General features: G+C 65.4%; 19 protein-coding genes. 13 read left to right on the forward strand and 6 right to left on the reverse strand.

Annotated elements, in window-relative coordinates:
* Position 1 precedes the first annotated feature (1 nt).
* From BMZ70_RS06430 to BMZ70_RS06445, 4 genes are all read right to left on the reverse strand, one after another.
* Entirely contained in the window at positions 2–2422 is a 2421-nt protein-coding gene (locus BMZ70_RS06430) for a beta-glucosidase (protein ID WP_092271388.1), read from the reverse strand.
* Positions 2423–2431: 9 nt separating this feature from the next.
* On the reverse strand, positions 2432–3526 hold the full coding sequence (locus BMZ70_RS06435; RefSeq protein WP_092271390.1) for an LLM class flavin-dependent oxidoreductase: 1095 nt from the start codon (positions 3524–3526) through the stop codon (positions 2432–2434).
* 170 nt (positions 3527–3696) lie between these two features.
* A complete protein-coding gene (locus tag BMZ70_RS06440; RefSeq protein WP_373922471.1) occupies positions 3697–4488 on the reverse strand; it encodes a cyclase family protein in 792 nt (263 codons plus the stop codon).
* A gap of 67 nt (positions 4489–4555) precedes the next feature.
* Entirely contained in the window at positions 4556–5494 is a 939-nt protein-coding gene (locus BMZ70_RS06445; protein ID WP_092271394.1) for a LysR family transcriptional regulator, read from the reverse strand.
* Positions 5495–5621: 127 nt separating this feature from the next.
* Here BMZ70_RS06445 and BMZ70_RS06450 point away from each other — a divergent pair, with 127 nt between their 5' ends.
* The 13 genes from BMZ70_RS06450 to BMZ70_RS06510 are packed head-to-tail and all read left to right on the forward strand — an operon-like array spanning position 5622 to position 20972.
* Positions 5622–7268, forward strand: coding sequence for a DUF1302 domain-containing protein (locus BMZ70_RS06450; protein ID WP_165403512.1), 1647 nt, complete (start codon positions 5622–5624; stop codon positions 7266–7268).
* Positions 7269–7279: 11 nt separating this feature from the next.
* Positions 7280–8623 (forward strand): DUF1329 domain-containing protein, encoded by a 1344-nt coding sequence (locus tag BMZ70_RS06455; RefSeq protein ID WP_092271397.1) that lies wholly within the window; start codon positions 7280–7282, stop codon positions 8621–8623.
* Positions 8623–9849: a WD40/YVTN/BNR-like repeat-containing protein gene (locus BMZ70_RS06460; protein ID WP_092271399.1), complete on the forward strand. Its 1227-nt coding sequence runs from the start codon at positions 8623–8625 to the stop codon at positions 9847–9849. The genes BMZ70_RS06455 and BMZ70_RS06460 overlap by 1 nt, the downstream gene beginning before the upstream one ends.
* Positions 9846–12209 carry an efflux RND transporter permease subunit gene (locus BMZ70_RS06465; protein WP_092271401.1) on the forward strand — a complete coding sequence of 788 codons (2364 nt, stop codon included), beginning with the start codon at positions 9846–9848 and terminating at the stop codon, positions 12207–12209. The genes BMZ70_RS06460 and BMZ70_RS06465 overlap by 4 nt, the downstream gene beginning before the upstream one ends.
* 16 nt (positions 12210–12225) lie before the next feature.
* Positions 12226–13386: an alpha/beta hydrolase family protein gene (locus BMZ70_RS06470; RefSeq protein ID WP_092271403.1), complete on the forward strand. Its 1161-nt coding sequence runs from the start codon at positions 12226–12228 to the stop codon at positions 13384–13386.
* Between the two features lie 17 nt (positions 13387–13403).
* Positions 13404–14351 carry a VOC family protein gene (locus BMZ70_RS06475; RefSeq protein ID WP_092271405.1) on the forward strand — a complete coding sequence of 316 codons (948 nt, stop codon included), beginning with the start codon at positions 13404–13406 and terminating at the stop codon, positions 14349–14351.
* Between the two features lie 9 nt (positions 14352–14360).
* Complete coding sequence (locus tag BMZ70_RS28285) at positions 14361–15320, forward strand: TetR/AcrR family transcriptional regulator C-terminal domain-containing protein (protein ID WP_130300886.1); 960 nt, start codon at positions 14361–14363, stop codon at positions 15318–15320.
* 26 nt (positions 15321–15346) lie between these two features.
* Entirely contained in the window at positions 15347–16477 is a 1131-nt protein-coding gene (locus BMZ70_RS06485; protein WP_092271407.1) for an FAD-dependent oxidoreductase, read from the forward strand.
* Between the two features lie 15 nt (positions 16478–16492).
* Positions 16493–17659, forward strand: a complete 1167-nt coding sequence (locus BMZ70_RS06490) for an MFS transporter (protein ID WP_092271409.1) — start codon at positions 16493–16495, stop codon at positions 17657–17659.
* On the forward strand, positions 17656–18237 hold the full coding sequence (locus tag BMZ70_RS06495) for a cupin domain-containing protein (protein ID WP_092271411.1): 582 nt from the start codon (positions 17656–17658) through the stop codon (positions 18235–18237). The genes BMZ70_RS06490 and BMZ70_RS06495 overlap by 4 nt, the downstream gene beginning before the upstream one ends.
* Positions 18234–19028 carry an SDR family NAD(P)-dependent oxidoreductase gene (locus BMZ70_RS06500; protein ID WP_092271413.1) on the forward strand — a complete coding sequence of 265 codons (795 nt, stop codon included), beginning with the start codon at positions 18234–18236 and terminating at the stop codon, positions 19026–19028. Before BMZ70_RS06495 ends, BMZ70_RS06500 begins: the two co-directional genes overlap by 4 nt.
* A 22-nt stretch (positions 19029–19050) precedes the next feature.
* A complete protein-coding gene (locus BMZ70_RS06505) occupies positions 19051–20028 on the forward strand; it encodes a fumarylacetoacetate hydrolase family protein (protein ID WP_092271415.1) in 978 nt (325 codons plus the stop codon).
* Positions 20025–20972 carry an NAD-dependent epimerase/dehydratase family protein gene (locus tag BMZ70_RS06510; RefSeq protein WP_092271417.1) on the forward strand — a complete coding sequence of 316 codons (948 nt, stop codon included), beginning with the start codon at positions 20025–20027 and terminating at the stop codon, positions 20970–20972. Before BMZ70_RS06505 ends, BMZ70_RS06510 begins: the two co-directional genes overlap by 4 nt.
* Before the next feature lie 58 nt (positions 20973–21030).
* Here the strand turns inward: BMZ70_RS06510 and BMZ70_RS06515 are convergent, their stop codons facing one another.
* Positions 21031–22053, reverse strand: a complete 1023-nt coding sequence (locus tag BMZ70_RS06515) for an AraC family transcriptional regulator (protein WP_092271419.1) — start codon at positions 22051–22053, stop codon at positions 21031–21033.
* Positions 22050–22946 (reverse strand): GGDEF domain-containing protein, encoded by an 897-nt coding sequence (locus BMZ70_RS06520; RefSeq protein ID WP_092271421.1) that lies wholly within the window; start codon positions 22944–22946, stop codon positions 22050–22052. Before BMZ70_RS06520 ends, BMZ70_RS06515 begins: the two co-directional genes overlap by 4 nt.
* Positions 22947–23031: the final 85 nt, after the last annotated feature.

Consider the following 23031-nt stretch of genomic DNA (forward strand, 5'->3'; position numbering starts at 1 on the left):
ATTACTGCTTGATCTGCACCGACAGCGGCAAGTCGGCGCTGGAACGGCCGACCAGCAGATCGATAGTGCCGGGCAGCGTGATCCAGGCGCCGTTCCATGTTTGGAGGCGGCGCGCGGCGATGACGACGCGCACTTCCTGTTGCTGCCCTGGTTCCAGCCATACTTTCGTGTAGCCGACCAGCGTCAGTTCGGGCACGGTACGGTACGCCTGCACCACTTCCGCGCCGGCGCGGCTGCCGGTGTTGCGCAGTTGGACCGTGAGCTCCCAGCCACCGTTGCCGACACTGCGTACCTGCGCGTCGCTGATGCTGAAGGTGGTGTAGCCAAAGCCCGCGCCGAACGGCTGGCGCGGCGCGATGCCACGTGCGGCCAGGCCGCGATAGCCGAAGCGCACGCCGTCGCTGTAATGCAGGTCGCCGTTGGCGTCCGGCTGAAGCGACAGGGCTGGATAATCCTTGTCCTCGCGCGCGATGGTGACCGGCATGCGGCCGCCCGGTTCGCGGTCACCGGCCAGCACCTGCGCCAACGCCGCGCCGAACTCCTGGCCGGGATACCAGCAATGCAGCACTGCCCTTGTCTGCTGCTCCCAGCGCACGTCGAAGGCATGGCCGACGTTGGTGACGATGACGGTGTTCGGATTGGCCGCGCAAATGCGTTCGATCAGCGCAAGCTGCTCCGGCGGCAGTAAAGTGTCTGCGCGGTCTTTGCTTTCCACGCTGGCGTCCGAGGTTTCGCCGACTATCAGGATCACGGCGTCGGCTTGCTGTGCGGCTTGCACAGCGTCGACCATCATTTGTTCGGCGCTGCCGGGGCCACGGATGCCATACCACAAGCCTTGGCAGCGTGCCGGCGTGTAGCGCAGTTCCACTACTACTTCCACAGCGATGCCCTGTTCCAGCGGGATGGTGATGCAGTCGGCGTCGCCGCTTTTCAGGCGACCCATCACATCGCCTGGCGCCAGTTGTTCGTCACGGCGGAAGTATTCTTTGCCATCGACCAGCAGGCGCAATGCACCGGTGCCGCCGACGTAGAACTGGTGCTCGCCGCTTTCCGTGGCACGGAACCAGCCGCTGGCACGGGTGCCGGCATTGGCTTGCAGCGCGCCGGCTTCGTGCACGCCGTGGAACCAGGTCAGCGAATTGGTGTCGCGCGTTTCGCTCAACAGCGGTCTGCCAGACAGGTCGGCGCTATCGAAGTAATCTAGCGTCATCCCCTTGATGCAGCCGTCGCCGAGATCGCGGCGTGGACGTGCGGCCATGCGCGGCAGCTTCGGTTGCGGATCGACGCCGGGCGCGTAGTCCACAATGGCGTCGCCAAAGCGCGCGCGCAGGGCATCGATAGGCAGCACCGCATCCGGCTTGACGGCGATCTTGGCGAAGGTGCCGCCCTGGAAGCAAGGCGCACTGGCATTCGGCCCGATCACAGCGATGCGCGGCCAGCGCGCCGGGTCGAGCGGCAGCATGCTCCGCTCATTGCGCACCAGCGTAAAACCACCGGCCGCCGCCTCGATCAACAGTTCAGCCGCCACCTCATCCGCCAGCGGCATGCCCTTGCTGCCACCAGCCGATGCCGCGCCGCCGGCGGCCGGGATGCTACGACCGAAGCGGCGGGCGGCGGTGGCGACGCGGTGGGCGGCATCGCGCAGACGTTCCGGCGACACCTGGCCTTCCGCCACGGCGACGGCGCTGCGGGCGCCGAGGTGGCGCGCCGGGCCGGGCATCTCCAGATCCAGTCCACCATTCAGCGAACCAACCGTCGAATGTGTACCGAACCAATCGCTCATGAACACGCCGGGGAAGCACCATTCATCCTTCACCACACGCTGCACCACCGGCCCGGCCTCCGCGCACCAGTCGCCATTGACCTTGTTATAAGCCGTGAGCATGCCCGCGCACCCTGCCTCCGTCGCCATCTCGAACGGCAGCAGATACACCTCGCGCAAAGTACGCTCATCGACCACCGCATTCATCTGGTCACGCGCCGTCTCGCTGTCATTGCAGACCAGGTGTTTGGCAATCGCACCAGTACCCATCGACTGGCACCCTTGCACCCACGCCGCGCCCAAGGTACCGCACAACAGCGGATCCTCGGAAAAATACTCAAACGCCCGCCCGGACAAAGGGCTGCGCGCCATGTTCAGGTTCGGCGCCAGCATCAGGTCAACGCCGCGCCGTATCGCCTCGCCGCCAACCAGCCGCCCAACCTTCTGCACCAGCGCCGGATCCCAGCTCGCGCCCAGCGCCAATGGCGATGGCGTCAGTAAGGAGATATCGCGTTCATCGATCTTCGACCCCGCCACCCCCATCGGACCATCCGCCATCGACAGCGACGGAATGTCGGCATCGGGAATCGCAGGCGTGGTCCACATGGTGGCGCCGGCGGTCAGCATCGCCATCTCCGCCGTGCTTAACTCTCTTGTCATGTCGGTCTCTTATTTGAAGGCTGGCAGCACGCGCTTGGCCAGCAATTCCAGGGTCTGATTCGCATAGGCCAAACGCTTCTCGGTCAGCGGGCCCGTGGTGGTGCCGCACAGGATATTGCCGATGCCGACTTCCTCATACGCGCGCAGCTTCTTGATGACCGTTTCCGGGCTGCCGTGCAGGCACCACGTCGCCATCCATTCCTCGGTCAGCGCGCCGCCGGTGCGGTCGGTCTTCTTGTTGGCCTCATCCGATTCGGCCTTGGCGTTGAATTCCGCTTCACGGTCGACAGCTTCCTGATAGGAGGTCAGGATTTCCAGCACTTCCTTGTGCGCCTGCTCGTCGGTCTCGGCGAGGTGCACGCACTGGTAGCTGTGGGTGGTCCACGACAGCGCATCGGCCACCACTTCATCCGGATGACCCGCCGCCAGCAGCTGCGTGTGATAGTTGCCGAAGTATTTCTTCACGTGGCTCAGTGGATCGGTGCCGCCGATCTGCGGCGGCGTGAAGGCCGGGATGAAGGCCGGCCAGCCATTGACGGCGGCGCGCGTGGCGCTGCTTTCCTTCATCGCCACCGGCATCAGGCGCGCCTGCTTCTGGCCATACGGCGCCGGTGCGATACGCTGCAGCACGCGGCCCTGGTGGAAGCCATGCAGCTCGATCGGCGCATCGGTGATCTTCTTGTTCCACAGCGCCGCTGCGGCCTGCAGGTTTTCTTCGGCGATGCGGCCGGCGTCCTTGTAGTTCACGCCGAAGCCGATCATCTCCTCCGGCGTGGTGCCCGAGCCGATACCGACCAGCAGCTTGCCCTTGGTCAGGTGGTCGAGGATGTTGATGCGCTCAACGAAGCGCACCGGATGGTGCAGCGGCACCGAGGTCACCGAAAAACCGAAGTGCATGTCCGGCAGCTTGGCCGCCAGGTAGGACGCGAACATATAGCTGTCGCTGGCCACCGGCATGTAGCCGTTGAAGTGGTGATCCGGCAGGAAGATGGCGTCAAAGCCGAGTTTTCCGGCCAACAGCGCGTGCTGCTCCAGGTCGACGATCAGCTGTTTATCGGCATCCGCGCTCATAGTGCGGGCATTGAGGAAGACGGAGAAGCGCATGGTATATCCCTTGTGGTGGCGTTAAATCATAATCCGAATTCTAATTATGATATTTGGCCGGATTTTGGAAGTCAACGAAAATCACAGTGCTGGGGTATGGATACTCTGGATACCGGCTATCGGCCGGACAAATAGGACAGCCGCCGGGCGAGCGCCGGCGGCCGGGGAAATCAGGCGTCTTCGAAGATGGCGACGGCACGGGTCCAGCCGGCGGAGGCGCCGCGGATTTTGTGCGGGAAGCAGCTGATGGTGAAGCCGGTCGGCGGCAGCGCTTCGAGGTTGTGCATCTTCTCGAGGTGACAGTAGCCGATATCGCGGCCGGCCTTGTGGCCTTCCCAGATCAGGCTCACATCGCCGGTTTCCTGGATTTTTTTGGCGGTGTAGCTGAACGGCGCGTCCCAGCTCCACGCATCGGTGCCGGTCAGGCGCACGCCGCGTTCCAGCAGGTACATGGTGGCCTCGTACCCCATGCCGCAACCGCAGTTGACGTAGTCCGGCTGGCCGTAGCGCGAACCGGCGCGCGTGTTCACCACCACGATTTCCAGCGGCGACAAGGCGTGGCCGATGCGCTTCAACTCCGCCTCCACCTCCGCCGCGCTGACCACATGGCCGTCCGGCAGATGGCGGAAGTCCAGCTTCACGCCCGGCTGGAAGCACCATTCCAACGGCACTTCATCGATGGTGATGGAGCGCTCCGCCTCGCCCAGCTTGCGGTTCATGGTCGAGTGGAAGTGGTACGGCGCGTCGAGGTGGGTGCCGCTGTGGGTGGTCAGGCGCACCCACTCGGCGGCGGCGGCTTCGCCGTCCGGGAAGTCGTTGGCCGTGGTCCCAGGCAGCATGTGCATGAACTCACCCAGCGTCTCCTTGTGGGTCTGGTACTCGATCTTCGGCGCCAGAATCGGCGGGTCGGACAGGACTTCGTTTTCGAGATAAATCGACAGGTCGACAAAACGGCGTGGCATGGTGATTCCTTTCCTCGTATGAATCCGCGCATGCTATGCGCGCCACGCCGCTTGCGACCAATGCTTTTTATCGATGCGAGCTATCGGTGCGGCCGATATCTGCATCCATCCTCACCACCGCCTGTTTCAGCAAGCCGCGCAACCACAGCAAACCCGGATCCTGCGTGCGGTATTTGTGCCACTGCATGGACTGCGTCATGCGCGTCATCGGCATCGGCAGCGGCAGGATTTTCAGCGGCAGGCCGCGCGACACCTGCAACGCGAGGCGCCGGTGCACGGTGGCGATGCGCTCCGTGCCCAGCACCAGATAGGCCGCCGCCAGGAAGCTGTAGGTGTTGACCTCCACCTTGCGCGCAATGCCCGTCTCCTGCATGAAGCGGTGTTCAAACGAGCGGTCCATGCCCGGCGGCTGCATCACCACGTGGCCTGCTTCCGCGTAGGATTCCATCGTCAGGCCATTGCGGGCGATGCGGCTCTGGTCCCATACCACGCAGCAGAACTCTTCCTCGAACAGTCTTTCGTCGGGATGATCGGGCGAGCAGTAATCGTGCGGCACCACCAGCAGGTCGCCGTCGCCCTGCTCCAGCGTGCGTTGCGGCTGGCGCGTTTGCGGCATCAGGTGGAAGCGCACGGTGCTGCCCTGCTCCTGCGCCAGCGCCAGGAAGTGCGGCATCAGCACCGCCATCGTGAAGTCCGACACGAAGATGCGGAACTCGCGGTCCGACTGCGTGGCGTCGAAGCTCGGCATGGCGGTGATGGTGGTGTCGACCCGCACCAGCACATCGCGCACCGCTTCGCGCAGCACTTCGGCGCGCGGCGTCAGCTCCATCTGGCGGCCGACCTGCACCAGCAGCTCGTCGTCGAAGTATTCACGCAGCCGCGCCAGCGAACTACTGAGCGCCGATTGGCTCATGTGTAGCTGTTCGGCCGCGCGGCTCACGCTGCGCAGGCGGAACAAGGCATCCAGCGCAACCAGCAGGTTGAGGTCCAGTTTATTGAAGCGCATTCTGTCTCCTTTGGTTTTTATGTATCGACAGGATCGATACTACGAATGCATGCAATCAATTTTACACATATAAGCGCTGGCGGCAAACTGCGATCTCCAATTACAAAAAATTTTAATGGAGACGCAAATGAGAGTATTGCACCTCACTTGGGCGGCGACGGCCCTGCTGATGGCGGGCTACGCGCACGCAACGGAACTGGAGCTCGACAACCCCGATTGGAGCCTGCGCTTCGATAACACCATCAAAGCCAGCACGCTGTATCGCCTGCACGACGCCGACGCCACGCTGGTCGACAGCACGCGCCTGCTGGTGCCGGGCGTGCCAGCATCGGCCTTCCCTCAGGCGCTGAACTTCAACGCCGGCAACGACAACTTCCGCAACAAGGGCATCGTGTCCAAGCGCGTCGATCTGCTGAGCGAGTTCGATGCGGTGTACCGCAAGGACTACGGCCTCCGTGTCAGCGGCGCCGCATGGTACGACTTTTCCTACGACGGCGCGACCGACGCCGCCGATGCGCTCAACGGCCAGCAGCCCTACAACGCTTTCCCGAGCGGCACCCGCAAACTGGCCGGCCGCAAGGCTGAACTGCTGGATGCCTTTATCTTCGGCGGCTGGCAGATCGGCGAAAGCCAGAAGCTGACCGCGCGCCTCGGCCAGCACGCGCTGGTGTACGGCGAGACCCTGTTCTTCGGCGATAACGGCGTCGCCCGCGCCCAAGGCCCTATCGATGTGTGGAAGTTGCAGTCATCGCCAAACGCGCAGTTCAAGGAAATCATCCGTCCAGTGCCACAGCTCTCCGGCCAGCTGCAATTGAGCCAGGATGTGATGCTCGGCGCCTACTACCAGTTCCATTGGGAGGCCGACCGCATAGCGCCGGCCGGCAGCTACTTCAGCAACGCCAACGCCATCTGGGGCGGTTCGCAGATGCCGGAAGTGATTACCACCAGCGTGCTGCTGCCGGGCGGCGACCGCAAGCCGTCCGACAGCGGCCAGTTCGGCGCGCAGCTCAAGTGGCGGCTGGACGAGACCGACCTCGGTTTCTACGCGGCGCGCTATCACGACAAATCCGGCGTGCTGTATTCGAAGCTGAATGTCACCAGCGCGGCGCCAGGCAGCTGGTACTACGTGTTCCCGGATGCGGTGACCACGGCCGGCGTCAGCGCCACGCATTCCATCGGCAGCACTAACTTGTCGGTGGAAGCCTCGGTACGCAACAACATGCCGCTGACGAATGCGAATATCGTGTATCCGAACGTGCAGGCCGCGCCGCGCTACGCCACCGGCCGCACCGCGCACGTCAACCTCTCGTGGCTGAGCAATCTCGATCCGAACTTCCTGTCGCGCGAATCGTCACTGGTGGGCGAACTGGCGTGGAACCGCGCGCTGTCCAAGGATGATCCGGACCACATGCTGGATGATCTGCGTACGCGCGACGCCACAGCGCTGCAGGTTATCTTTACGCCGTCGTATCGCCAGGTGCTGCCGGGCCTCGACATCAATGTGCCAGTCGGCCTGCGCTACATCGTCGATGGTTATTCGTCGATCACCGGCCTGGCCTGGGGCGCGAAGCATACCGGCACTGCCACGCTGGGCATCGACGGCGTCTATCAAGGTGTCTGGCAGTTCAGCATCAACTACAACAAATACCTCGGCGGCTCCGAGCCCTTCCTCGACTACCGCCCGCTGCTGACTGGCGGCCACGCGACTTACACGCGCGGCAATCCGCTGGCTGACCGCGACTACGTAGCACTGACCGTGCGCCGCACCTTCTGAGGAGACAAGACATGAACAAACATATGACTGTACTGGCCGCGCTGATGGCCGCCCTGCCTGCCTTTGCCGCCGTCACGCCGGAGGAAGCAGCGAAACTGAAATCGGAACTGACGCCGCTGGGCGGTGAAAAGGCGGGTAATAAGGATGGCAGCATTCCTGCATGGACCGGCGGCTATACCACCGCCATCGCCGGCGACAAGGCCGGCGGCCGTCGCGGCGATCCGTTCAAGGATGAAAAGCCGCTGTACGTCGTCACCGCGAAGAACGCCGACCAGTATGCGGCGCTGCTGACCGATGGTACCAAGGCGCTGCTGAAGAAATATCCAGAGTTCCGTCTCGATGTGTATCCAACGCACCGTACGGCGGCCGCACCGGCGTGGGTGTATGAGAACACCTTCAAGAACGCCACCCGCGCCAGGCTGAATGGCGATATCCCGTCCGGTGCTTACGGCGGCATTCCGTTCCCACTGCCGAAGACCGGCGCGGAAGTTATGTGGAATCACATGCTGCGCTGGCGCGGCACATCGTGGCAGTTCCAGGTCAATCAGTATCAGTTGACGGCGGACGGCAAGGCGGTGCTGACCACCAGCGGCATCGGCGACCAGCAAATGCCTTACTACCTGCAGGACGGCACGCCGGAGCAGTTTGCGAAGTCGAATGAGTTCTGGCTTCTGCGTTTGATTAATTCCGGTCCGCCGATCCGCGCCGGTGAGGCGATTGTGGGCCGTACCAATATCGACACCAGCAAGGATCAGGCCTGGGTATACCTGACCGGCCAGCGCCGCGTGCGCAAGCTGCCGAATCCTTGCTGCGACACGCCGACGCCTTCCACGGCGGGCGTGATGAGCTTCGATGAGATCGAGACGTGGAACGGCCGCACGGATCGTTTTGACTGGAAGCTGATCGGCAAGCAGGAGATGCTTATTCCGTACAACGGTAACAAGCTGCTGCAGCCGAAGACTGATGCGGAGGTGTTGGGCAAGGCTTATTTGAATCCTGACCATGTGCGCTGGGAGCGTCACCGCGTTTGGGTGGTGGAAGCTACGCTGCGCGCGGGCCAGCGCCATCAGGCGCCGAAGAGCCGCTACTATTGTGATGAAGATACCTGGAACTGCGTGCTCGGCGACCGTTGGGATGCCAATGGCCAGTTGTGGAAGACTCTGTGGTCGCAGACTTTCGTTGCGCCGGATTTGCCGGGGACTGTGATTGGTGCGTTTGGTTTTGCAGATTTGATTTCGGGGACTGGATTTGTCGGCAACCTGTATAACGCCAAGGCGGCGCAATATCCGCTGAAACCGCGCTATCAGGATAGTGTGTTTACGCCGGATGCTATGGCCGGGGAAGGTGCACGCTGATGTCGCAGTCGAAGAACTTCAGCAGGCTGTCGGCCAGCCTGCTCTACACCGCGCTGGCAGCCGCGCTGCTGCCGGCGGCCACCAACGCAGCGGCGAGTGGCGCAGCGGCGGCTGCGGCCACCGGTGGCGCTGTGACGGTCGCGCCGGCGTCCGGCGCAGTGGTGGCGGCGCAGTTGCGGCCTGCTGTGATGTCGCGGCAGGCGGCGCAGTCGGTGATGCTGGGCGCGGTGCGGGCTGGCTCGCGCATCGTCGCCGTCGGTGAGCGCGGCATTATTCTGTTCAGCGATGACAACGGCCAGCGCTGGCAGCAGGCGGACGCTCCGGTGAGCGTCACGCTGACCGCCGTGCGCTTCGCCGACGCCCGCAACGGCGTCGCCGTCGGCCATGCCGGCGTGGTGCTGACCACCGCAGACGGCGGCGCGCACTGGCAGCGCGTGCTGGACGGCCAACACCTGGCCGCCCTCGCCCTGCAAGCCGCCAAAGCCGCCGCCGGCTTCGGCCCGGCTGCCGGCGCAGGACCGCGCAAGGCAACGGCCACTCGCGCTGGCGCGGACACCGCCGCAGGCGCAGGTGCAAGTGCAGCCACGAGTGCCTCCGCGCTGCGCGATGCCGAACGCCTCGTCGCCGATGGCGCGGACAAGCCACTGCTGGACGTCTGCCTGCTCGGCACCAACCGCATCCTCGCGGTCGGCGCCTACGGCCTGGCCTTCGCCAGCGAAGACGGCGGCCGCACCTGGACGCCGTGGATGAACCGCATCGACAATCCCAAAGGCCTGCACCTGAACACCGTGCGCGCCAGCGGCGACACCATCCTGATCGCCGGAGAGCGCGGCTACGCCCAACTCTCCACCGACGCCGGCCGCAGCTTTAAACCGCTGAACGTGCCATACAACGGTAGCTTCTTCACCGCAGAACTGAGCGGCGAAAAAGAAATCCTGCTGGCCGGCCTGCGCGGCAACGCCTGGCGCTCCGCCGACGCGGGCAAGAGCTGGCAGCAAATCGCCAGCCCCGCGCCCGTCACCATTACCGCCTCCACCACCCGCAGCGACGGCACACAAATACTGGCCAACCAGGCCGGCATGCTGCTCGCCGTGCGCGATCAGGCATTGGTCCCCATCAGCGCCAAGCCGCTGCCGCCGCTCAACGCGGTGCTGGACCTGAACAACGGCGGCCTGCTCACCCTGAGCATCCAGGGCATCGTGCCGGTCGCAGGAGACAAACAATGAATCTGCACGACGTAACACCCGGCGAACTGTCGCAATTCGACACCAGATCCGGCTCCCTGATCGAACGCCTGCTGTTCAATCACCGCCTGCTGGTGGTCATCGCTTGTACTTTGCTGACCATCCTGCTCGGATGGCAAGCGACGAAACTGACCATCAACGCCAGCTTCGAAAAAACCATCCCAACCAACCATCCGTACATCGCCAACTACCTGCAATACCAGAACGAGTTGACGGGCCTGGGCAACGCCGTCCGCATCGCTGTCGACAACCCTAAAGGCAGCATCTACGAAGCCGCCTACCTCGAAACCCTGCGCAAGCTGAGCGAAGAAGTCTTCCTCGTCCCGGGCGTGGCGCGCAACCAGATGAAGTCCCTGTGGACGCCGACCACGCGCTGGGTCGGCGTCACCGAAGACGGTCTGGAAGGCGGCCCGGTCATCCCGGACGGCTACGACGGCAGCGCGGCCAGCCTCGCGCAACTGCAAGCCAACATCGCCCGCTCCGGCGAAATCGGCCAGTTGGTCGCCTTCAACGGCAGCTCCAGCGCGATTTACGTACCGCTGCTGGCCAAGGACAGCGACGGCAAAGCCCTCGACTACGGCCAGTTCTCGCAAAGGCTCGAAGCCCTGCGCGTCAAATACGAACAACAAGGCGTCACCATCCACATCACCGGCTTCGCCAAGCTGGTGGGAGACCTGATCGACGGTGTACGCGCGGTGCTGCTGTTCTTTGCCATCGCCGTCGCCATCGCCACCGCAATGGTCTACTGGTACACCCGCTGCATGCGCTCCACCGCGCTGGTGGTACTTGCCTCGCTGGTGGCCGTGGTGTGGGAGCTGGGCGTGCTGCCACTGCTCGGCTACGCGCTCGATCCCTACTCCATCCTGGTTCCCTTTTTGGTGTTCGCCATCGGCATGAGCCACGGCGCGCAGAAAATGAACGGCATCATGCAGGATGTGGGACGCGGCATGCACAAGCTGGTGGCGGCGCGCGTCACCTTCCGCCGCCTGTTCCTGGCCGGCCTGACCGCGCTGCTGGCCGACGCCGTCGGCTTCGCGGTGCTGTCCACCATCGACATCGCCGTCATCCGCGAACTGGCGATTGCCGCCTCGCTGGGCGTGGCCATGCTGATCTTCACCAACCTGATCCTGCTGCCGATCATGTTGAGCTACACCGGCGTTTCCGCCGCAGCCGCCGCACGCAGCCTGCAAGCGGAAGCCGCCGATGCCGCCGGCCAGAAACGCGCAGTGTTGTGGGCGTTGCTCGATCGCTTCACCGGCCGCCGCTGGGCCACCGGCGCCACCATCGCCGCCTTACTGCTGGCCGCAGGCGCGTATGCCCTGAGCACCCAGCTGAAAATCGGCGACCTCGATCCCGGCGCACCGGAACTGCGTGCCGACAGCCGCTATAACCGCGACGTGGCAGCCCTCAGCGCAGCCTACGGCGCATCGAGCGACGTCCTCGCCATCATGGTGAGAACGCCGGACGGCGCCTGCTCGCAGTACGATACGCTGAACAAGATCGACGCACTGGAATGGCAATTGCGCCAGATCGACGGCGTGGAGACCACCAACAGCCTGTCGCTGCTGAACCGCCGCGTGCTGGCTGGCCTCAACGAAGGCAATCCGAAGTGGTATGAGTTCCTGCCGAATCAGGACATGCTCAACACCGTCACCGCCGGTGCGCCGCGCGGCTTGTACAACGACAGCTGCAACCTGCTCACCGTCTACGTCTACCTGCGCGACCACAAGGCCGACACGCTGGCCCGCGTGACCGCTCACGTGGAAGCCTTCGCCGCTGCCAACAACACCAAGGACACCCAGTTCCTGCTGGCCGCCGGTTCCGCCGGTATCGAAGCCGCCACCAACATCGTGGTGCGCGAAGCCTGGCGCAGCATGCTGTTGATGGTCTACGGCGCGGTGATCCTGCTGTGCTTCGTCACCTTCCGCTCGTGGCGCGCAGTGGTTGTCGCCGTGCTGCCGCTGATGCTGACCTCCGTCATGGCGGAAGCGCTGATGGTGGTCTTCGGCATGGGCGTCAAGGTCGCCACGCTGCCGGTGATCGCGCTCGGCGTCGGCATCGGCGTGGACTACGCACTGTACATCCTGAGTATCACGCTGGCGCAGCTGCGTTCCGGCGCAACCCTGTCGGCGGCCTACTACCGCGCCCTGCTCTTCACCGGCAAGGTGGTGATGCTGACCGGCGTCACGCTGGCTATCGGCGTCATCACCTGGGTCGCCAGCCCGATCAAGTTCCAGGCCGATATGGGTCTGCTGCTGGCCTTCATGTTCATCTGGAACATGCTGGGCGCGCTGATCCTCGTGCCGGCGCTGGGCCACTTCCTGTTCAAGAAAACGAATTAACCACCAAGGAGCATCCATGTTTCGCTACTTCCCTACCAACTACGTCTGGGACCTCTCTGTCAACCTGGCCATCGAAATGGGCGCCAAGATGGGCGAGATCCAGGAGATGTGCGCGCCGCTGCAGGACGCAGCCAAGCAGCCCGACGCCGCCGGCACCAAAGCCTTCCGCGAAACCTGGGCGCGCATGGCCGACAAGCTGTGCGAACTGGCTGCAGAAGACGAAGCCAAAGGCCGTCTGATCTCGGCCGGCGATAAGTACGGCCGCGCCGCCACCTATTACCTGACCGCCGAGCGCTTGCAAGCGCATGGCGCGGAGGGCCGCATGGCGCTGTACAAGCGCTTCCAGGAAGTCTTCAACAAGGGCATCAAGCTGGCGGGCGAAAACTGCGAGCGCGTCGAAATCCCTTACGGTGACGCCCACATCTCCGGCCTGCTGGTACGCGCCGAAGGCGTGAGCGGCCGCGCGCCGATACTGGTGCAGGTCAACGGCCTCGATTCGACCAAGGAGATGAAATACCGCGTCGGCCTGCCACGCTGGCTGGCGCAGCGCGGCGTGTCCTCGCTCATCATCGACCAGCCGGGTACCGGCGAGGCGCTGCGCCTGCACGGCCTTACCGCCGTCTACAACAGCGAAATCTGGGCCAGCAAAGTGGTCGACTGGCTGGAACAGCGCGACGACATCGACGCCAAACGTATCGGCCTGGAAGGCGTGTCTCTGGGCGGCTACTACTGCCCGCGCGCGGTCGCCTTCGAACCGCGCTTCGCTTGCGGCGTGGTGTGGGGCGCCAACCATGACTGGCGCGACGTGCAGAAAAAGCGCCTGCTCAAGGAAGGCAGCTTCCCGGTGCCGCACTACTGGGAGCACGTGCGCTGGGTCTGGGGCGCCAAGGACATGGACGACTTCATGAAGATCGCCGAAAACGTCCATCTCGACGGCGTGGTCGAGAAAATCAAAGTGCCATTCCTGGTCACCCACGGCGAGAAGGACTCGCAAATCCCGCTGCACTGGGCGCAGCGCACCTACGACCAACTGGTCAACAGCCCTGAGCGCGAACTGAAGATCTTCACCGAGCGCGAAGGCGGCGTGCAGCACTCCAGCTTCGACAACTCGGCCAACGCCGGCGCCTACATCGCCGACTGGGTCGCGGAAACCCTGGGCGGCCGCACCGCCCTGTGAACCATCAAGGAATCAACATGAACATTATCGGACCAGATGCACTGATTTTCGGCGTAGACGATGTCGCCGCCTGCACCCAATACCTGATCGACTACGGCCTGAAGCCGGTCGACGTCACCGCATCCGGCGGCCGCTTTGAGGCGCTGGATGGCACCGCCATCGTCATCGCCCACCAGAGCGACGCCGCGCTGCCAGCGCCGCTGCCGACCAAGACCATGCTGCGCAAGACCGTCTACGGCGTGGCCGATGCCGCCACGCTGGGCGCCATCGCCGAAGAACTGGGCAAGGACCGCGAAGTGCGCCGCCTGCCGGACGGCTCGATCGAAGCCCGCGACGACATGGGCTTTGTACTGGGCTTCCAGGTGACGGTACGCCGCGCCATCAGCATCGCCGGCGAAACCATCAACGCGCCCGGTGCACCGGCGCAGCGCGCGCCCAACGTGGTGGCGGTCAGCGAAAACGCCGTCATCGTGCCGCGCACCCTGTCTCACGTGGTCTACTTCGTGCCGGACGGCGCCAAGGCCGAAGCCTTCTACGTCGAACGCCTGGGCTTCCGCTGCACCGACCGATTGGCAGGCGCCGGGCCATTCCTGCAGCCTGCCGGCACACTGGACCACCACACCCTGTTCCTGATTCAAACGCCGCCATTCATGCAAGGCTGCGAACACTTCACCTTCCACCTCGGCGGCCCGACGGAACTGATGCAGGCCGGCACCCGCTTCGTCAACAAGGGCTATCAATCGTTCTGGGGACCGGGGCGCCACAAGTTCGGCTCCAACTGGTTCTGGTACTTCAACAGCCCGCTGGGCTGCCACGTCGAATACGACGCCGACATGGACCTGCACGACGCCGAATGGACTGCCCGTACCGTGCCGATGAGCGCCGATGCTTCGCAGCTGTTCCTGTTCCAGTCGCGCGAGAAGTGGGCGCCGGCAGGCGGCCCGCCACCGGGCGCTAAACCGTAAGGACGCGGCATGCCGGCTCCCACCTATCTGTGCCGCATGGCCGATCTGCCCGACGGCGATTCGCGCGGCTTCGATCCCGAAGGCAGCGGCCAGGATAGCCTGTTCGTGGTGCGCCAAGGCGGCCGTCTGTTCGGCTACCGCGACCAGTGCCCGCACTATGGCGACACCCCGATGGCGTGGCGCCGGCATGCCTACCTGAACGCGGACGGCAGCCGCATCGTCTGCGCCGCGCATGGGGCGCTGTTCCAGGTGGAGGACGGCGCGTGCGTTCAAGGTCCCTGCCTCGGCCAGTCGCTGACGCCAGTGCCGGTCACCATCAACGGCGACGGCGAAGTGCACCTGATGCGCGCCAGCGGCCGTCCGCGCGCGGACGAAGTGGAGCAGCGCACGCGCGACCTGATACAGGTGGCGGCGGAGCTGTTCATAGCGCAGGGCTACGCCCACGTCAGCCTGCGCACCATCGCGGCGGAAGCGCGGGTGGCGGCACGCACTATTTACGCCAAGTTCGGCGGCAAGCTTGGCTTGTTCGAAGCGGTGATCGCCTGTGAACGCGACCGCCTGCTGACCAACCTGGACGAACAAACGCCGGGCAAGCGCGCACTGCCCGACCTGCTGGAAGACTTCTGCGGCCGCTACCTCGCGCTGGTGAACACGCCGCGCGCCATCGCCATCCAGCGCATGGTGATCGCGGAAGCGGCGCAGAACCCGCAACTGGGCCGGGTGTTCTACGACGCCGGCCCCGGCGCGCTGCGGGCCCGTCTTACCGGACTGTTCGCGCATCCGCAGTCGCAAGGCGCGTTCCGTACCGGCCTCAGTCCGGAACAACTGACCAACTTCCTGCTCTCATGCCTGCTCGGCGACAGCACGCAACGGCTGCTGCGCCACCCGGAGCCGGCGCAGGGCAACCAGTCGCACACCGTACAAGCCGCACTGGCCGCGTTCTTCGCGGTCGCCGGCAAGACGGCATAAACAACACATCTTCAACGGAGACAAACATGACCTCACCAGCAAAAAAAATCCTCATCATTGGCGGCGGCTTTTCCGGCATGGCGGCAGCCATCCAGCTGCGCAAGCAAGCGCTGGAAGTCGACGTGGTGGAAATCGATCCGGGCTGGCGCTCGTACGGCGCCGGCATCAGCCTGGGCGGCGCCACCCTGCGCGCGTTCAAGACGCTGGGCATCCTGCCGCAATTCCTTGAGCGCGGCGCGGCCGACGACGGCGTGGATATCTTCCTGCCGCACGGCCCCAAGGTCGCCACCCTGCCGACACCGCGCATCGCCGGTGCGGACGTGCCGGGCGGCGGCGCCATCATGCGCCCGGTGCTGGCCAAGATCCTGGCCGAAGCCACCGTCGCCAGCGGCGCCAATGTACGGCTGGGCTGCACCTTCACGGCGCTGCGCCAGCATGGCGATGGCGTGGAGGCGACCTTCACTGACGGCAGCACCGTCAACTACGACTTGGTGATCGGCGCGGACGGCCTTTACTCCAAGACCCGCGCCGCCATCATGCCGGAAGCGCCGCAGCCGCAGTACTGCGGCCAGGCGGTATGGCGTGCAGTGCTGCCGCGTAAACCGGGCATGGACCGCGCCAGCATGTGGCTCGGCCCCAAGATCAAGACGGGGCTCAATCCGGTATCGAAGGACGAGATGTACCTGTTCGTCACCGAAGACCGCGAAGAAAACGTGATGATCGATCCGAAGGACTTCGCGCCCATGCTGTCGGCACTGCTGGCGCCGTTCCAGGCGCCGGAGATGCAGCAATGCCGCGAGCAGATCAACGATCATGCGCAAATCGTCTACCGTCCGCTGGAATCGCTGCTGGTGCCGCAGCCGTGGCATCGCGGCCGCGTGGTGCTGATTGGCGACACCGTGCACGCCACCACGCCGCACCTGGCCTCGGGCGCCTGCATCGGCATCGAGGACGCGCTGGTACTGGCGGAGGAACTGGAAAAGGCCGACGACGTTGAACAGGCGCTGGCCAGCTTCGGCGCGCGGCGCTGGGAGCGTTGCCGCATGGTGGTGGAAAACTCGGGCCGCCTCGGCGAGATCGAGATCACCGGCGGCGACAAGGCCGAACACGCGCAGATCATGCGCGAGACGCTGGCCGCGCTGGCCGCACCGATCTGATCGCGGGAGCACGCCATGCGCAATCACGATTCCAGTAGCGAGAACTGGCGCGGCCGCACCGCGCTGATGGTGGCCCACTGCGCCGGCATGGTCGACTTGGTGGCGCTACCGGTGTGGATCGGCGCACTGATCGCGCGCTACCATCTGCAACCGCAGCAGGCCGGCATGCTGCTGACGCTCTTCCTGCTGGGTGCAGTCGGCGCCAGCCTGTTTTGCGCGCCGCGCTTCCAGCGGCTGCCGACCCGCCTGGTGGCGGTGGGCGGCTTTGCCGGCGCAGCGCTGGCTTTCCTCGGCGTTGCGGCCAGCACCGGGTATGCGCAGATGGCCGGCCTGCACCTGCTGGCCGGCGTGGCGGCGGGCAGCGCGCTCAGTGTCACGCATGGCACGGCGGGCCTGAGCATCAATCCGCATCGCATGTTTGCCTTGTGCGGCATGGCGCTGGGCGTATTCGCCATCGGCTTCCTCGGCGCCATGCCTGGCATCGTGGCGGACAACGGCGGCTCGGCCCTGTTTGTCGCACTGGCCATCGTCATGCTGGTCGCCACAGCCGTCAGTGCCCTGCTGTTCCCGCATCGCACAGTGGTGGTGCAAGCCGACGAGCGCGGGCCGCGCGGCACGCTGCCGCCGATCAGCAGCGCGGTGTGGTTCGCGGCGTTCGGTATCGGCTGCATGGGCCTCGTACAAGCCATGATGTTCAGCTTCCTCGAACGCATCGGTGCGGACCGTGGCTACAGCGCCAGCGCCGTCACCGGCGTCCTGATCGCGCTTGGCGTCGTCAACCTGTTCCCGGCGCCGCTGGCGGCATTGCTGGAAAAGCGCTGGCCTGCCCGCCACGTGGTGCTGGCCGGCCCGGTGGTACAAGCCGCCGTGGCCCTGACCATCGCCCACAGCACCAGCTACGCCGGCTATGCCGCCGCCGGCGCCGTATTCGCCGCCGTGATGATCTTCACCCACACCTTCGCCTTCGGCCTGATCGCGCAACTCGATCCCGCCGGCCGCGCCCTGAGCGCCACACCGGCCATGCTGATGATCGGTGCGGCCATCGGCCCTATCCTCGGCGGCACGCTGGTGCAGCAGGCCGGCTACGGCTCGCTGGGCGTCGCCGCCGTACTGATCGCCACCATCGCCGTGCTGTGCTTCGCGCGCGCCGGCCATCGCTATACCTTAAGGAGCACCCAATGAGTTTCCCTCCCATCCACCGCGTCGTCACCGGCCATGATGCCGACGGCAAAGCCATCGTCACCTCCGAAGGCGCGCTGCCGACAGTGATCGAGCTGGCGGCGATTCCCGGCACCGTGTTCCATGAAGTGTGGAGCACCGCCGCAACGCCGGCTGGCGTCGATAACGGTGCCGATCCAAGCACCGGCCCACTGGTACTGCCGCCACCGAAGCACGGCACCCGGCTGCGCTTCGTCGATATCCCGCCTGACACCGAGGAGTACCTGGCGCACGGCGCGGCCCGCATGCAGGACGCCTTCAGCGAAATCGGCGACGCCGCCGCCTCCACCGTGAAGGCCAACTCGCCGCACCCGCTGATGCACCGTACCGAGTCGATCGACTACGGCATCGTCATCGCGGGCGAGCTGACGCTGGTGCTGGACGATTCCGAAGTCCAGCTGAAACCCGGCAGCGTAGTGATCCAGCGCGGCACCAACCACGCCTGGGCCAATCGCTCGCAAGCGCCATGCCGCATGCTGTTCGTGCTGATCGACGGCGCCTACGATCCGGCCATCGCCAGCGCATTGAAGCAGCGCGTATGACCGAGCCGCTGTCCAACTGGTCCGACCTGTTCGACTTACGCGGCCGCGTGCTGCTGCTGACCGGCGCCACCGGCGGCTTGGGCATGGCGCTGGCGCAGGCAATGGCGGCGCATGGCGCCACGCTGCTGCTGTCCGACCACAACGCCGCTCAATGCGAAGCAATGGCGCAGCAGCTACGCACCGACGGCCACCAGGCCAGCGCATTGCCATGCGACCTGTCGCAACACGATCAGGTGCGGCACCTCGCCGCTGCCGCGATGGAAGTGCATGGCCGTGTCGACGTCCTGGTCTGCAACGCAGGCATACAAGGCCCGGCCGGGCCGCTGGCCGCGGTCGATGCGCAGCAATGGGACGCCGTCATGGACGTCAACCTGCACAGCGCCGTCACCCTCACCTCCCTGCTAATCCCCACGATGGCGGAGCGTGGCGGCGGCAGCGTGATCCTCATGTCGAGCATCGCCGCCCTGCGTGGCAATAAATCCATCGGCTTGTACGGCCTGTCAAAGGCGGCGCTGGCGCAACTGGCGCGCAACCTTGCAGTTGAATGGGGACCACGCAACGTGCGCGTCAACGCCATCGCGCCCGGCCTGATACGCACACCGCTGGCGGCGGGTCTGCTGGCCGATCATGGCTTCATGACGCGGCGCATGGCGCAAACCCCGCTGCGCCGTCCCGGCGAGCCGCACGAAATCGCCGGCGTCGCCGTGATGCTGGCCAGCGCCGCCGGCGCTTTCTTCACCGGACAGACGCTGGTCGTCGACGGCGGCACCACCATCAGCGACGGCAACTGACAACACCAAACGAAAGCACACCATGAAATTCGCCACCCTCAAAGACCATACCATCGACGGCCGCCTGCTGGTCGTCTCACGCGATCTGGCGCGCTGCGTCGATGCTAGCGCCATCGCACCTTCGCTGCTGCATGCCGTTCAGAATTGGAGCAGCGTCGAAGCCGCACTGCGCCAGTTGTACGACACTCTGAACAACGACGCCAGCGCCGGCCAGCCATTCGACCCGCGCCTGTGCGCCGCACCGCTGCCGCGCAGCCCCCAGTGGTGCGACGGCTCTGCATTCCTCAACCACGCCAACCTGATGGAACAGGCCTTCAAAACGCCGCCCATCCCGGACCTGGACACGATTCCGCTGATGTACCAAGGTGCCAGCGACGACTTCCTCGGCCCGCACGACAGCGTGTCACTACCCAGTGAAGCCGACGGCATCGACTTCGAAGGCGAATTCGGGGTCATCCTCGATAGAGTCGCCATGAGCAGCACGCCGGATCAAGCTTTGCAGCGGGTGCGCCTGCTGGTACAGCTCAACGACTGGAGTCTGCGCGCGATGGGGCCGCGCGAAATGCGCACCGGTTTCGGCTTCCTGCAAGCCAAGCCATCGACCAGCTTCGCGCCGGTCGCCGTCACGCCCGATGAACTGGGCGATGCGTGGCGCGACGGCCGCGTGCACCTTGAACTGCACGTGGAATGGAACGGCGCCCACTTCGGCCATCCAAACGGCGGACAAATGAGCTTCGGCTTTGGCGACTTGATCGCCCACGCAGCGCGTACCCGCAAACTGTCGGCCGGCACCATCATCGGGACGGGCACTGTGTCCAACACCAGCCGCGAAGTAGGATCCGCCTGCATCGCCGAACGCCGCGTGATCGAAGTGATCGATCATGGCGAACCACACACTGGATTCATGCGCTTCGGCGACCGCTTGCGCATGCAAGCGCGCGTGCCTGGCACCGAGGTTGGACCGTTCGGCGTCATCGAGCAGCAGGTAATAAAGGCATGAGCCACATCCTTATCACCGGAGCCAATGGCTTTGTCGGCCGAGGTCTGGTCAAGCGCCTGCTGGCACAGGGCGGCCACACGCTTACGCTGATCGACCGCAGCTTCGACGATGTGCTGCCGGAGGGCGCGCCGGCGCCGGCGCAAGTGCGGCGCATCACAGGCTCCTTCGGCGACGCGGCAGTGCTGGATGCGGCGCTCAAATCGCCAGTCGATATCGTCTTTCACCTGGCCAGCATGCCCGGCGCGCTGGCCGAGCGCGAGCCGGCGCTGGGCTATCAAGTCAACTTGCAGGCGACGCTAACGCTGGCGCACCGGCTGGCCGCCCGGCCGCGCCCTGTGCGCTTCGTGTTTGCCAGCTCGGTGGCCGTGTACGGCGCGCTGGGACCGGACCATGTGCACGAAAATCAGCCGGCCCGCCCTGCCCTGAGCTACGGCGCGCACAAGCTGATGGCAGAAATCGAATTGGCGGACCTGAGCCGGCGCGGCACGCTGGATGCGGTGAGTTTGCGCCTGCCCGGCATCGTCGCGCGGCCGCCCTCCGAGTCTGGTCACGGCTCGGCCTTCATGAGCCTCGTAATGCACAAGATCGCCACCGGCCAGCCCTATGTGTGCCCGGTCGGCCCGAAGGCCACCGCGTGGTGGATGTCGCTGCACTGCTGCATCGACAACCTGCTGCACGCCGCCGCCATGCCGACCGCCGGCGCACCGGCGAGCCGCGTGTGGCAGCTGCCGGTCCTGCACCTGAGCATGCGCGAAGTGCTGGACGCGCTGATCTGGCGCTACGGCCCGCAGCGCCGCGAGTTAATCAGCTTCGCACCGGACGAGCGCATCGAAGCCCTGTTCGGCCGCATGCCGCCGCTGCATACGCCGGCAGCACTAGCCGCGGGCTTCCGCCACGACGAGGATGCCGACCAGTTGATCGTGGCAGCTTTGCAAGCGCAGTGATGATGGCAGGGCAGCCTGGCTAGCGTCGCCGCAAGCTCAAACTGCGGATGGCTCAGGGCTACAGCAAAGCATCGCGCAACAAGCGCGGCGCCAGGCCGGTCCAGCGCTTGAAGGAACGGCGGAAGTTGGTGGCATCGTGGAAACCGAGGTATTGGGCCACCGCTTCGTTGTCGTAGCCACGCATCTGGAACAGGTGCATGGAGACGTGGGCGCGCACTTGATCCAGCTCGGCCTGGAAATGGCTGCCGTGGCGGGCCAGGTGGCGTTTCAGCGTCGCCGGGCTGATGCCGAAGGCGACGGCGCTGCCTTCCAGTGTCGGGCCAAGCCGGATATTCTCCAGCAGATAATCGTACAACGCCGTCAGCAGGCCTGGCGTCAGCGCTTGTACTTCAGCCGCTGCGCCTTGCAGCGCCACCGAGGCCGCCATTGCGTTACCGCGCGGCCAGGGCTGGTCCAGCCACGCCGGATCAATCAGCATGGCGTCGAGATGGCAGTTGAAGCGCAGGTCGCTGCCGAGGTGGACTTCGTGCTGCTCCACATGCGACGGCGCGCTGCGATTGATGCAGTAGCGCCACGGCAGATGCTCTCCGCCCAGCCAGCGGCACATGGCCGTTACCGCCGTCATGTGCATTTCCACCAGCGCCGGCAGCTGGCTCGGCGCGCCGAAGCTGTCGGTCCAGTACAGCACGGCCAAACCGCCCTCCTCACGCCAGCGCGGCGTCAGCAACGGACACAGTCGCGCATGGCCGGCGCACAGGATGTCCAACGCCTGCCGCAGGTTTTGCGCTTGCAGCAGCGCGTGACTCAAGGCGCCGTAATGGCCGGGCAGCATTTGCTGGCCGAGCAGGAAGCTGGCGTCCGGGCTGTCCAGCGCGCGCATCACGTTCGATAGCAGTTGCAGGTATTCGGCCGGCGTCAGCGTGCAGTCTGCGGACGGCATTTGCCAGCCTTGCAAGCCGGTGCCGCGCAGCAGCTGATGACCATCGCGGTGCAACTCCTGGCTGCAGGCGTAGTCGAGCACCAGCGCCGCATGGTGCTGGGCCGGGATGAAGCGGTCGGTGATCTGTCGGTAGGCAATCACGCGCTGGCCGTCCCGGCCGATTTCGCCTCGGCTTGCAGCGCCAGTTCGCGGCCCAGCTGGGCCAGCAGCACATCCGGCGCCTGATCCGCACTGGCGCTGGCGTGGCGCAACGTGATGTGGACGCGGCCATCCTTGGCGTGGTGGCGCATCTGGCCGACCATCGCGCTCAGGTGGCGGGCCAGCGCATCGGCTTCGGCGGCGCTGGTTTCCGGCATCAGCAAGGCGAAGCGGTCGCCGGCGTAGCGGCACAGCAGGTCGTCGTTGCGCAGGTTCAGCAGCAGCATGTGCCCGACCGCTTGCAGCACGCGGTCGCCCTCGCGCTGGCCGTGGGCGCGGTTGATCAGGTGGAAGCCGTCGATATCGAGCAGCACCAGCGCGCACTGGCGGCCGGGGCGCAACGACTGTTCGTGGCGGATCTGGCGCCGCAGGTAATCGGCGTTGGCCAATTGCGTGATGCGGTCGAAGGCGCGGTGGTCGCGGAACAGGCGCTCGCGCTTTTGCAGGTGCTCGTTGAGGCGGAACTGTTCGTGGCGCCAGTAGTACATGCCGCAGGTGACGCACAGCATGCCGAGCGGGACCAGCGCTTCCAGCCAGTGATCCCAGCGCGCGGTTTTGCTGATGACGAAGAATTCATCGAGGCAGTCGGCGAAGGAGCCGATCATGATCATGGCCAGGCCGCCGGCCAGCAGGCGCGTGACCAGGCCGCCGGGGCGGCTGCTCAAGGTGAACAGCACCCAGACGCCGGCCATCACGGCGGTGCCGCCTTCGCTGACGATGTCGGTCCATTTCCAGATGGCGAAGGGCTTGGCTACGCCGAGCGATGCGTACAGGCAGACGCAGGCCACCAGGGCCAGGGCGGCGGCGATCAGGGTGAGGCGGTGGAGTTGCAGCATAGGTTGTCGTTGGGCGTGATGGGTGCGGGCGCAGCTTAGCGGGGCTTTGTGACCAGCGTGTGACAAGCGGGGCGATGGGTAAATT

The sequence above is a fragment of the Duganella sp. CF402 genome, assembly GCF_900109645.1.
Classification (GTDB): domain Bacteria; phylum Pseudomonadota; class Gammaproteobacteria; order Burkholderiales; family Burkholderiaceae_D; genus Rugamonas.

Bases quoted from the DNA above. Each gene is read 5' to 3' on its own strand.
- BMZ70_RS06510 (WP_092271417.1), top strand. From the start codon at position 20,025: ATGAGCCACATCCTTATCACCGGAGCCAATGGCTTTGTCGGCCGAGGT.
- BMZ70_RS06500 (WP_092271413.1), top strand. From the start codon at position 18,234: ATGACCGAGCCGCTGTCCAACTGGTCCGACCTGTTCGACTTACGCGGC.
- BMZ70_RS06450 (WP_165403512.1), top strand. From the start codon at position 5,622: ATGAGAGTATTGCACCTCACTTGGGCGGCGACGGCCCTGCTGATGGCG.
- BMZ70_RS06520 (WP_092271421.1), bottom strand. From the start codon at position 22,946: ATGCTGCAACTCCACCGCCTCACCCTGATCGCCGCCGCCCTGGCCCTG.
- BMZ70_RS06460 (WP_092271399.1), top strand. From the start codon at position 8,623: ATGTCGCAGTCGAAGAACTTCAGCAGGCTGTCGGCCAGCCTGCTCTAC.
- BMZ70_RS06475 (WP_092271405.1), top strand. From the start codon at position 13,404: ATGAACATTATCGGACCAGATGCACTGATTTTCGGCGTAGACGATGTC.
- BMZ70_RS06470 (WP_092271403.1), top strand. From the start codon at position 12,226: ATGTTTCGCTACTTCCCTACCAACTACGTCTGGGACCTCTCTGTCAAC.
- BMZ70_RS06455 (WP_092271397.1), top strand. From the start codon at position 7,280: ATGAACAAACATATGACTGTACTGGCCGCGCTGATGGCCGCCCTGCCT.
- BMZ70_RS06445 (WP_092271394.1), bottom strand. From the start codon at position 5,494: ATGCGCTTCAATAAACTGGACCTCAACCTGCTGGTTGCGCTGGATGCC.
- BMZ70_RS06490 (WP_092271409.1), top strand. From the start codon at position 16,493: ATGCGCAATCACGATTCCAGTAGCGAGAACTGGCGCGGCCGCACCGCG.
- BMZ70_RS06465 (WP_092271401.1), top strand. From the start codon at position 9,846: ATGAATCTGCACGACGTAACACCCGGCGAACTGTCGCAATTCGACACC.
- BMZ70_RS06440 (WP_373922471.1), bottom strand. From the start codon at position 4,488: ATGCCACGCCGTTTTGTCGACCTGTCGATTTATCTCGAAAACGAAGTC.
- BMZ70_RS06505 (WP_092271415.1), top strand. From the start codon at position 19,051: ATGAAATTCGCCACCCTCAAAGACCATACCATCGACGGCCGCCTGCTG.
- BMZ70_RS06495 (WP_092271411.1), top strand. From the start codon at position 17,656: ATGAGTTTCCCTCCCATCCACCGCGTCGTCACCGGCCATGATGCCGAC.
- BMZ70_RS06485 (WP_092271407.1), top strand. From the start codon at position 15,347: ATGACCTCACCAGCAAAAAAAATCCTCATCATTGGCGGCGGCTTTTCC.
- BMZ70_RS06430 (WP_092271388.1), bottom strand. From the start codon at position 2,422: ATGACAAGAGAGTTAAGCACGGCGGAGATGGCGATGCTGACCGCCGGC.
- BMZ70_RS28285 (WP_130300886.1), top strand. From the start codon at position 14,361: ATGCCGGCTCCCACCTATCTGTGCCGCATGGCCGATCTGCCCGACGGC.
- BMZ70_RS06435 (WP_092271390.1), bottom strand. From the start codon at position 3,526: ATGCGCTTCTCCGTCTTCCTCAATGCCCGCACTATGAGCGCGGATGCC.